Raw genomic sequence first — 11,223 nt, forward strand, 5'->3', positions numbered from 1 at the left:
GCTCGTCAGCAAGCTCTGTGTCGACCGTTCGCGCCAACTGCGGACATTGGACCACCGCCGGAAAGCGGACATTCGCTCCTGGCGAGCTTGCGAAGACCTCAAACAAACATCTGCCGGCTCCGACACAGGCTGCCACGACGCACTTGAAAACGAGGGTTACCTTAGGTTTCAATCCAGACGAGAGGCGTTCTGGATCGCAGCGACATGGCAAGCAAGGCGCCAGCGGACAGCCCAGACATCCCTCATATCGAGGGCGACCGGAAAGCTGCCGCCGGAGAAGCGATATGGTTGTCCGGCAGTGCAGATGCATCGCCCAATGCAGATGGGCGCGATGTGGACGAAGGGCTGTGTTTCGGCGATTTCGTTCTGTTGCCTCGCAGCCGCGCCTTGGTCGAGGGTAGCCGGCGGGTCCAGATCGGGAGCAGGGCGTTCGATATTCTGTGCCTGCTCGTCGAACGTGCCGGGCTATTCGTAAGCAAGCGGGACATCCTCGCTCATGCGTGGCCGACGACGCATGTCGAGGATGCCAATATTCGCGTCCAGGTCGCGGAACTGCGCAAGGTATTGGGCGACGGGCGCGAGGGCAGGCGCTACATCGTCAACGCCCCGAGCCGTGGATATGCGTTCATAGCGCCTGTGGGGCGCATAGTTGCGCCTTCCCAAGCCGGCCTGAAGCCCCCTGCGAAGAGCCCGGCCTTGAGGTCGATGCCGGCTGCGCTCGGCAAGGTCATCGGCCGAGCCGAGGCTTCGCGAACGCTTCTGGAGGAAATCGGGCATCGCCAGCTTGTGACGGTCGTTGGTTCCGGCGGCGTTGGAAAGACGACGCTCGTCGCCTCGGTCATGTCTCGACTGAACGACGGTCCGGATGCAGGCCATTGGGGAAAAATATACTTCGTCGATCTGGCCCCGGTATCCGATGAACGTGTCGTCCTGCGCGCCTTTGCGTCTGCCCTCGACGTAGCCATAGTCAACGATGAGGCGACATCGAGCCTCGTTCAGCACATTCGCGGCGAGGCGTGCCTGATCGTCGTCGACAATTGTGAACACGTCATCGATGCTGTCGTCGATATCATCGAAGCAATCCTGCGGGACGCTCCAGCAATCCATGTACTGGCGACAAGCCGCGAGCCCCTGCGCGCCGAGTGCGAGTGGGTCCACCGTCTTCACCCGCTTGAAGTGCCGCCGGCCACGAGCGGCCTCTCCCTACAGCAAGCCATCGCCTATCCGGCAATCGAGCTGTTCGTCGAGCGAGCAGGCTTGCGATCGGGCGGCTACCAGTTGCACGAAGACGATGTCGAGCCTGTGATTGAAATATGCAGGCGCCTGGATGGAATACCGTTGGCCCTGGAGCTCGCCGCTGGGCGTTTGGATGCCTTTGGCGCTCGCGGACTGGCGGCTATCCTGGATGATGCGCTCTCAATCCTGACGAAGGGTCGGCGCCGGGCCATGCCTCGCCAGCAGACGTTGCGCGCTACCCTTGATTGGAGTTTCAGGCTGCTCAAGCCGCGAGATCAAATACTTCTGCAGCGGCTGGCGGTGTTCTCCAACAGGTTCACCTTGCAATCGGCGTCATCGGTGGTTGCCGGGGGCGGATTGGCCGCATCCGATGTCGTCGAAGGTATAGCCGATCTCGTCGCACAGTCTCTCGTGACTCCCGACATGAACGGCGATGACACCTATTTCTATCTCCTCGAAACCACGCGCGCCTACGCAAGGGAAAAGCTCGCCCTGGCCCCCGAAGTGAACCATGTCGCAAAGCGCCATGCGGTCTTTTGCTGCGAGCTTCTCGCCGAATTGGTCGAATTGTTCGATGAGGACGATCAAGCCGCGCTCGCCCGATCCTTCTCGATCCTTTCGGATGCGCGGAGGGCGTTGCAATGGGCTTTCTCATCGACCGGCGATCGAGAGCTCGGTGTCGTGCTGACCGTCGAGACGGTCCCTCTGTGGCTGCGTCTGTCCCTCGTCAACGAATGCCAGCAATGGGTGGAAGAAGCACTCGATCTTCGTGACGATCAGCCAAGGCCTCGCCAAAGCGACGTGATGAAGCTGCAGACCGCACGAGCATGGTCCTTGATGTACAAGGCCAGCACCGCACACCAGACAGGGGCCGCCTGGGTCCTGGCCCGCGACCTCGCAGAGCGAGCAGGGGACAACGACTACCGCCTACGCTCGCTCTGGGGTCTTTGGGCCGGGCAGATGAAGAGCGCGGCCTTCGTTGATGCCAGTGAAGCCGCCGCCCGCTTCAAGCAAGTCTCCCAGCAATCGGCAGACCCCGATGATTGCATCATCGCAGACCGGCTCATCGGCACCTCGCTGCATTTTCTCGGTGATCAGGCGGGAGCCAGAAGCCATATCGAACGCATGCTCGCCAACTACAATGTGCCGAGGCATCGCCGACATATCGCCCGCTATCAGGTCGCTCCGCATGTTGCGGCCTTGGTGACGCAGGCTCGCATCCTGTGGGTTCAAGGCTATGCAGACGAGGCGATGCGTGCGGCTGATGCCAGCGTCGACGCAGCCCGCGCGATCGATCACCGCCTCTCGCTATGCTTCGCGCTCGCCCAGGCATCCTCGCCGCTGGCGCTTCTCGAGGGGGATCTCGATTATGCGGAGGAGCAAACCGATCTGCTTTTCGAGGAAACGGATCGGCATCGGCTGGATGTCTGGCACATCTACGCCACCGCTTACCGAGGCCAGCTCTTGCTTCGGCGGGGCGAGATTCAAAGCGGGCTGCCTCTCATCGAGACGGCTGTCGAGCAGCTTCGCAGTGCACGTTTCATGCAGCATTACTCCGCCTTTGTCGTTGCGCTCGTCGAGGGGCTTGTTCTCGCGAACCGCCTGGATGCCGCGGATGCTGCTGTCGACGGGGCCATAGCGCACGCGACGAGCGCCAGCGATCGGTGGATTGCCCCGGACATATTCCGCCTCAAGGGTGAGATCGCATTCCATCGGCATGAGGTCGGGCAAGGCGAAAGCTACTTCGCCCGATCAATCGAGCTGGCTCACGAGCAGCGGGCCTTCGCATGGCAGCTCCGCACAGCGATCAGTCTTTCGCGAATATTGGATACGAGCGGCCGGATCGGTCACGCCCGCAGATTGCTGACTGCGCGTCTCACGCAGTTGACGGAGGGCTTTGAGGGGGACGGCTACATAAATTTACGACGGGCGCTCAAGCGCATAACCAACTGAACAGATCTCCTGGAGCTGCGCGATGATGGCGTCTCTCGTCGCGCCGGGCTTGGCCGTCGTGTCGCACCACCACATTCGTCCTTTCCCCCGCTGCGATCTCGGAGGGCGGGCCGCACAGCAATCCGGCACTCAATTTTACGTCTTTTTACACCGCACCACATGCCTCTGGTGCTAGTAAAGCCGCAGTAACGATGCGGCGCGGGTTCTGGCGAGACCCGGGACACATGTCCGTTAATCAAGAAGAACATTGCGATTTTTACGGAAGTGGCTGTGTGAGCAGCCATGTCGCGGACATGCGCGGTCCGAAAACGATGGGACCCCGATCGAGACCAGGCGAGGACGACGATGCCACGCTCCAGTTATAGCCTCACGCTTTCCGAAGCGAAGCGGATTGTAGAGGCGGGCGAAGCCAAGGCCGTCAGCATCGGGGTCGCCTACAATATCGCGGTCGTCGACGCCGGGGGCGCTCTCATCGCTTTCGTGCGCCAGGACGACGCCTTGATCGGGAGCATCGATCTCGCCATCGGCAAGGCGGTGACGGCCAGGATATTCGACAAGCGGACGTCCGATCTTGCGGCGATGGCGCAGCCCGGCGCGCCGCTTTTCGGCATCGAGCAGAGCAATGGCGGCAAGGTCGTGATCTTCGGCGGCGGCCTGCCTGTGAAGATCGACGGCCAGATCGTCGGCGCGGTGGGCACCAGTGCGGGTTCGGTCGAGCAGGACATTGCAGTGGCCGAGGCGGCAGCCGCGGCCATCAGCCAGAGTACGGACTCATAGAAGGCCATGTTCGCGGTAACGAACAGCAACGTCTACTGAGGAAAGGCGTCGGTATGATCGAACTAACTGTCAATGGGACCAAACACCAAGTAAACGTCGTCCCAGAGATGCCGTTGCTCTGGGTTTTGCGCGATGAGCTCGGCATTACAAGCCCCAAATATGGTTGCGGAATAGCTCAGTGCGGCGCCTGCACGGTACAGATTGACGGAGCAGCCGTTCGCTCGTGCCAGGCGCGGATGGCTGATGTCGCAGGCAAGGCGATAATCACCATCGAAGCAGTCGGCAGCGGAAAGCTACATCCAGTGCAGCAAGCCTGGATCGAGCATCAGGTACCGCAATGCGGCTACTGTCAGACCGGCCAGATCATTCAGGCGATTTCCTTGCTCAAAGCGATTCCCAAGCCGACCGATGAAGACATCAACGTGGTCATGTCGGGAAATCTCTGCCGATGCGGCACCTATGAGCGCATTCGCGTTGCGATCCACTCGGCCGCCGAGAAGATGGGGGGCAAATGACATGGGCGAGATGCCAAGTCTTTCGCGACGCAGCTTCGTTTTCGGCTCCGTCGCGGTCGCGGGCGGCGTGGCCTTCGGTCACTATGGTCAGGCGCAACAGGCGCCTTCCGCCGCTGCCGCGACGAATCCGCTGATGACGAATCTCGGTCCGCATTCGGTTGCCTTCAATCCCTGGGTCGAGATCAGTCCGGACAAGATCACGCTGATTGCCCAGCATGCTGACAAAGGCCAAGGCGTTGGCTCTATCCAGACCCTGATGATCGCCGAGGAGTTGGACCTCGAGCCGGGCCAATTCGAGATTCGCTTCGCCGGACCTAGTCCCGCCTATTTCAATACCGGCTTTGCCCACGAACTTGCGCCCTTCATGGCGCCGGACCGAAGCCCCGAAGCTGAGAAGGCTCGCGCGGCCGCGCTGGAATGGCTGAGGCAGGCCGGGCTGCAGATGACCGGGGGCTCGAGCGCTATCCCCGATACATACGAAAAGCTCCGCATGGCCGGCGCGATCGCACGGGAAACGCTCAAGGCAGCCGCTGCCAGACGCAGCGGAGTCGCGGCCGCCGACTTACGCACCGAGGCCGGAAACGTAATCCTGCCGGACGGGACGAGAATTCCCTACATCACGCTTTCTGCCGATGCGGCGAAGATCACGCCGGTCGCGGTCGCCAAGCTCCGCGAGCCATCACAATGGCGAATTCTCGGCAAGCCGATGGAGCGGCTCGATATCCGTTCGAAAGTCACCGGCGAAATGAAGTTCGGTATCGACCGGACGATGGACGGCATGGTGTACGCGGCCGTCAAGCTGAACCCCAACAAGGGTCAGCCGATCAAATCCTACGATGCGAGCAAAGCTCAGGCGATGCCAGGGGTCCAGAAGATCCTCAAGGTATCGAATGGCATCGCGGTGATTGCGACGAACAGCTGGTACGCGATGCAGGCGGCCAAGCTTGTCGACTGCGTGTGGGAGCCGAGCAAATATCCGGCCGAGCAGGCTAACCACTGGAACACCGTGGCCTCGTCATTTACTCCACAGTTCCTCGCCAAGGAATGGCGCAACGACGGCAATATCGACGCTGGATTAAAAGACGGGACGCTGGTGGAGGCGGAATATCGCGCACCTTATGTGGGGCATCAGCCGCTGGAGCCGCTCAACGGTCTAGGCATCGTTACCGACAAGGGAATGGAAATCTGGGTCGGACACCAAACGCCGCAATCCGTGCAGTACATCGCGGCCACGGCGATCGGCATGAAGCCAGAACAAGTGACCTTTCATAACGAGTGGATGGGCGGGAGCTTCGGGCATCGGCTCGAATTCGAGAATATCAGAGTGCTTGCCGAGATCGCGAACCAGATGCGCGGGACACCGGTGAAGCTCATCTTCTCGCGGGAGGAGGACTTCCTGCAAGACATTCCCCGGCAGATTGCGATGGGCCGGTGCAGGGGAAGCGTCAAGGATGGAAGGCTCGTCGCGGCCGATCTGCAGGTGGCCGCGACAGCGCCGTTCAAGGAACTCTTGGCAAGGATGGGCTCGCCCTCGAAGGACCCCGATGGCCAGCTGGGGGTCGGAATCTGGAACGTTTACTACGACATTCCGAATTACCGGGCGACAAGCTTCGAAGTGCAAGGACTGTCACCGTGCACGACCTGGCGGGCCGTAGGGGCTTCCGCCAACGGATTCTTCACCGAGGGTTTCATCGACGAGTTGATTCACGCCGCGGGTCTCGACCCGCTCATGGCGCGCATCGAGATGTGCAAGATTCCGATCTACCGGAAGCTCCTGGAAACCGTTGGCGAGATGGCGGAGTGGAAGGGACCCCTGGGAAGGGGAAAAGGCCGTGGCGTTGCGTTTGTCGAGTCGTTTGGAACGGCCGTCGCCGAGATCGTCGAAGTGACCATGACCGACGCGGGCATCAAGATCGACAAAGTCTGGGTGGCGGCTGATGTCGGCAAGGTCTTGGATCCTGTCAACTTCGAGAATCTCGTCCAAGGCGGCGTCGTCTGGGGCCTTGGCCATGCCATGAACTGCGAACTCACCTATGCCAGGGGGGCCGTACAGCAGACCAACTACAATCACCACGAAGCCATGCGCATGTATCAGTGTCCGGTGATCGAGGTGCGCGGCCTGGAGAATGATTTCACGGTCAGGGGCATCGGGGAGCCACCCGTACCCCCTGCGGCGCCAGCACTGGCCAATGCCATCTTCGCCGCGACCGGCAAACGCATACGAGAAATGCCTTTCAACAAATTCGTCGATTTCGTGTGAGGGCAGGTCATGAGAAGGATAGCTTTGATCGCGCTCACATTTGCCAGTTCATCAATCGTCGCGCTGACGGGCTTTGTTCTGGCCAAAGACGAGTCGAAAGATGCGTTGCCGTTGGGCAGCATCAGCCGGGCCGCGGGTCTGCAGGCATGGAAGAGGATTGAGGCGGTGGTGACGCATCCACGCTGTGCCAATTGCCACGTCGATGCGAAGGCTATTCCAATCTGGACGCCAGCCGGTGAAAGCAAATCCCGAGTGCATGGCATGAACATTCACGGCGGGAAAAGCCGCATTGGAGCAGAGACAGTTCCGTGTTCAACCTGCCATGTCACTTCAACATTGCCGAATCCTCCCGCTCCGGCGCCCTTGCATGCAGGCATCGACTGGCAGCTTGCACCCGTAGAATTCATCTGGTTTGGCAAGAGTGGCGCCGAGATCTGTGCCCAGCTTAAGGATCCCGGGCGTAATGGCGGTCGCGACGCTGTCGGCCTCCTTCAGCATTTGAGGCACGATGCATCGCTCGGTGGATTCATACCCAGGGCATGGGAGCCCGGCGCCGGCCGCACGACTCCGCCCGGAACCTTTGAGGATCATGTCAAAGACATGGCTCTATGGGGAGCTGCCGGGCAGCCCTGTCCGGGCTGAGCGCGCGCACAAGGGCGAGGACGTCGATGCCGCCGCCTAGTTATCGCCTCAGGTTCTCGAAGCGAGAAGTTTCTTTGTGAAGGCAATGTTGCCGTCAATACGGATGCCGTCGGTGCATACGGCTGTCTTACTGCAGGTTGTCGAAGGAATGATCCTGCTCGTGGCAATGGAGATCATCACGGAACCTTCCCACTAGGGTCCGACCGCACGACAGGACGATTCCGCGGATTGCTCCGCATGGATCGGCACGATCCGCACAGCCATAGCGAATGGAGGCACTGATGCTGGACAAGGCCTATCGCGGTCAATGTGCCGCAGTGAAGGTGCATTGCACGAACGAAGCAGAGCGGCGCAACCGGGGCCTTACGCTGTTCGCCCTGGCGCTCGGCAGCTTCTGCATCGGGACGTCCGAGTTCGCGAGCATGGGGATCCTTCAGCTGTTCTCGGCCAGTCTCGGCATCGATATCCCCGCTGCGACGAACGCGATTGCGGCCTATGCGTTCGGCGTCGTGATTGGCGCTCCTCTGGTGACCCTGGCGGCGGCACGGCTGAACCGGCGAACGCTCCTCCTATGCCTGATGGGTCTGTTCATCCTCGGCAATGTCCTGTCGGCGGTCGCCACGGATCTCGGCATGTTCGCCCTGGCGCGCTTCGTCAGCGGCATGCCGCAAGGGGCGTATTTCGGCGCCGGCGCCGTCGTGGCGTCCTACATCGTCGGCCCCGGCCACGCGGGCAAAGCGTTCGCCCTGGTCATGACCGGGCTGACGGTCGCGACGATCATCGGCTCGCCGCTGGCGACCTTCCTCGGCCAGACCATGGGGTGGCGAAACACCTATTTCACCGTCGCCGGGGTTGCCGTGCTGGCCTTCCTCGCCTTGTGGGCCTGGGTGCCTCGAACCGAGGCGCTTCACGGCGGGCCCGTGGTGCAGGAGCTTGCCTCGCTACGCAAGCCGGCCGTCTGGGCGACGATGCTTGTGGCGGCGCTCGGCGTTGCCAGCATCTTCGCCGTGTACACCTTCATCGGCCCCTTCGTCACCGATATAGCGGCGCTCGATCAAGCCTGGATTCCGCTCGCGCTCGCGCTGTTCGGGCTCGGCATGACCGCCGGCAACCTGATCGGCGGAAGGCTGGCGGACGGCTATCCCGCGCGAGGGTTGGTCATGGGCTTCGGCAGCGCCCTGATCGTGCTTGTGGTGCTGGCCGCCGGCGGCGGCCATGTCTGGATCCTGATGCCGGCGCTGTTCGGCGTCGGCACGACGATGATGGTTGCCATCCCCACGATTCAGGTGCGCCTGACGGGCTTCGCTCCGGAGGCGCCGACGCTGATGGGCGCCATGAACCTCGCGGCGCTCAACATCGCCAACGCCATCGGCGCCTGGGCGGGCAGCGTGACGATTGCGGCCGGCTACGGCCTGCTGTCCGCGGTATGGGCGGGCTTCGGGCTGACGCTCCTGGGCCTTCTCGTCTTCGCGCTCACCTTGCCAAAGGCGCCGCAGTTCGCGCCCGCGTGATTGCAGTCACGCTCCTCATCTGGTCGGATGGTGTCGCGCACGAGACGTGGCATAGGCGCGATAGGGAGGTCACCCCATGGCAATCGGCGACGCTCGGCGAGAGCAGATGTTTCCGACGCTGTCCGCCCTTCAGATTGCGATGGCGCATCGCTTCGCGAGCGGCGCACCGCGCCGCTTCGGCCCTCGTGAAATCGTCTACGAGATCGGCGTCCGCGACGCCCCCTCCTGGCTGATCCTCGATGGCTCGGCCGACGCGATCCGGCGCGGTGCAGCCGGCGGGTCGTCGCTGGTCACGACCTACGGTCCCGGCCAGTTCACCGGTGAGACCAATCAGCTCTCGGGCCGTCCATCCCTGATGTCGGTCGTGGCGGGGGACAGCGGCGCGGTGGCTATACCCTTTGATGCGCCGCATCTGCGTGCGCTTGTCATCGGATCGGCGGATGTCGGTGAAACGATCATGCGCGCCTTCATCCTCCGGCGCGTCATGCTGATCGAGGAAGGGCAGACCGGCGGCGCAGGGTCGATCCTGGTCGGACGCCGGGATGATCCGGGCATCGTCGAGTTGTCGGGATTTCTCACCCGCAACGGCTACCCCCACACCGTCATCGCCGCGTGCGAGCCGGAGGGTCGCGAACTGGTCGAACGCCTCGGCGTCGCTCCCGAAGATCTGCCGCTGATGATCTGTCCGAACGGCACATTGCTCAGAAGCCCGAGCAATGCCGACGCCGCGTCCTGTCTCGGCATCACACCGGATCTCGATCCGAAGACTATCCATGACGTGGCGGTCATCGGGGCTGGGCCGGCCGGGCTTGCCACTGCCGTCTATGGCGCATCCGAAGGGTTGTCTGTCCTGGTCCTGGACAGCCGCGCCTTCGGCGGCCAGGCGGGCGCATCCGCCCGGATCGAAAACTATCTCGGCTTTCCCACCGGCATCTCCGGACAAGCCCTCGCGGGCCGGGCCTTCAATCAGGCGGCGAAGTTCGGCGCCGAACTTGCCATTCCGCTGACCGTGGGATTGCTCCGCTGTCACGGAGCGGATGCGGAAGCCCCGTTCACCCTCGAGCTCAGCAACGGTGGCACGGCACGGTCGCGCACCATCGTGATCGCCTCGGGAGCGCGCTACCGGCAGCCCGACATTCCCAACATCGAAGCGCTGGAAGGGGCCGGCGTTTCCTACTGGGCCTCGCCCGTCGAGGCGCGGCTTTGTGCCGGCGAGGATGTCGTCCTGGTCGGCGGAGGCAACTCGGCGGGCCAGGCGGTTGCCTATCTCGCACCGCAGGTCAGGCATCTGCACCTGGTGGTGCGCCGCCCGCTCGAGCAGACCATGTCCCGGTACCTGATCGATCGGATCGCGGCGCTGCCCAATGTCGAACTGCATGTGGACAGCGAGATCGTCGATTTGCACGGCGACCGGGCGACTGGCCTGACCGGGACGAGGTTTCGGGACCGCCGGACAGGTGCGACCCGGGAATGCACGTCGCGCCATCTCTTCCTGTTCATCGGTGCCGACCCCAATACGCGCTGGCTCGACAATTGTGTGGCGCTCGACGCAACGGGCTTCGTCCTCACGGGGGAGCGCGCCGGCGACGGCGAGCGGCTGCCGCTCGAAACCAGTTGCCCAGGCATCTTTGCCGTCGGGGACGTGCGCGCCGGCTCGACCAAGCGGGTCGCAGCCGCCGTCGGCGAAGGCGCCGCCGTCATCGCACAGATACATTCCGTCCTGGCACGGAACGTCGGGCGCGCCTTGGAGGCGGTGCGGCAAGCATGAGGAACCTGGCCCCTGCATCGCGTCAGGGCCAGTTGCGTTGAGGTGCATGCCCGGTCCGGAGGAGGCTTGAAAGCCTGCGAGTGGCGGGGCTGAATCGCGCCACAAACGTCCGCCGCTCGGCTAGAGCGTTTTCGAGCGAAGTGGGCACCGGTTCGCGTGAAGAAAATGCAATAAAATAAGGAGTTAGAGCATTTTCGCGATTCGGAGAAACGCGGAATTGCTCTAGGTGAAAGGCGCCAAAAGCGGCCGCACCAGTCCGCCGCTTTGGTTGCCTTGATTCGACGGGGCTCGAAGAGCTTTCCGACGTGTGGGTGAGGCCGGCGAAACGCTGAAACGCTGCGGCGGACTATTCTGCGTCACGGATGGATCAACGAATGATCCGGCTCGGCTCAGGCTCTCCGCGCCGGTCCCCTCCCAGCCTTCGCCCGGCAGCCCGTCCCGCAGGCTCGCTAAAGCCCGGAAAGGCAAGGCGAGATCGGCGGTTCGAAAGCCCTCATTTGGGAGGTATGCTGGGCGCTCCGCGAAAGCGAGGCGAAGAACCATCCTTTGGTCTTCGATCTT

The 11,223-nt window shown here is 62.7% G+C and carries 7 protein-coding genes; all 7 read left to right on the forward strand.

From position 1 onward, the window contains the following. Positions 1-204 precede the first annotated feature (204 nt). On the forward strand, positions 205-3,189 hold the full coding sequence (locus tag ACSQ3P_RS31570; protein WP_436169371.1) for an ATP-binding protein: 2,985 nt from the start codon (positions 205-207) through the stop codon (positions 3,187-3,189). A 345-nt stretch (positions 3,190-3,534) separates the two neighbouring features. Next, positions 3,535-3,966 carry a GlcG/HbpS family heme-binding protein gene (locus ACSQ3P_RS31575; protein WP_436169372.1) on the forward strand — a complete coding sequence of 144 codons (432 nt, stop codon included), beginning with the start codon at positions 3,535-3,537 and terminating at the stop codon, positions 3,964-3,966. A 53-nt stretch (positions 3,967-4,019) separates the two neighbouring features. Continuing rightward, positions 4,020-4,481, forward strand: coding sequence for a (2Fe-2S)-binding protein (locus ACSQ3P_RS31580; RefSeq protein ID WP_436169373.1), 462 nt, complete (start codon positions 4,020-4,022; stop codon positions 4,479-4,481). A 1-nt stretch (position 4,482) separates the two neighbouring features. Continuing rightward, positions 4,483-6,741, forward strand: coding sequence for a xanthine dehydrogenase family protein molybdopterin-binding subunit (locus tag ACSQ3P_RS31585; RefSeq protein ID WP_436169374.1), 2,259 nt, complete (start codon positions 4,483-4,485; stop codon positions 6,739-6,741). A 24-nt stretch (positions 6,742-6,765) separates the two neighbouring features. Then, a complete protein-coding gene (locus ACSQ3P_RS31590; protein WP_436169375.1) occupies positions 6,766-7,383 on the forward strand; it encodes a hypothetical protein in 618 nt (205 codons plus the stop codon). A 281-nt stretch (positions 7,384-7,664) separates the two neighbouring features. Further along, entirely contained in the window at positions 7,665-8,894 is a 1,230-nt protein-coding gene (locus ACSQ3P_RS31595) for an MFS transporter (protein ID WP_436169376.1), read from the forward strand. A 76-nt stretch (positions 8,895-8,970) separates the two neighbouring features. Further along, positions 8,971-10,662 carry an FAD-dependent oxidoreductase gene (locus ACSQ3P_RS31600; protein WP_436169377.1) on the forward strand — a complete coding sequence of 564 codons (1,692 nt, stop codon included), beginning with the start codon at positions 8,971-8,973 and terminating at the stop codon, positions 10,660-10,662. Positions 10,663-11,223 lie beyond the last annotated feature (561 nt).

It is taken from the genome of Allobosea sp. LjRoot9 (assembly GCF_964252745.1).
Taxonomy (GTDB): domain Bacteria; phylum Pseudomonadota; class Alphaproteobacteria; order Rhizobiales; family Beijerinckiaceae; genus Allobosea.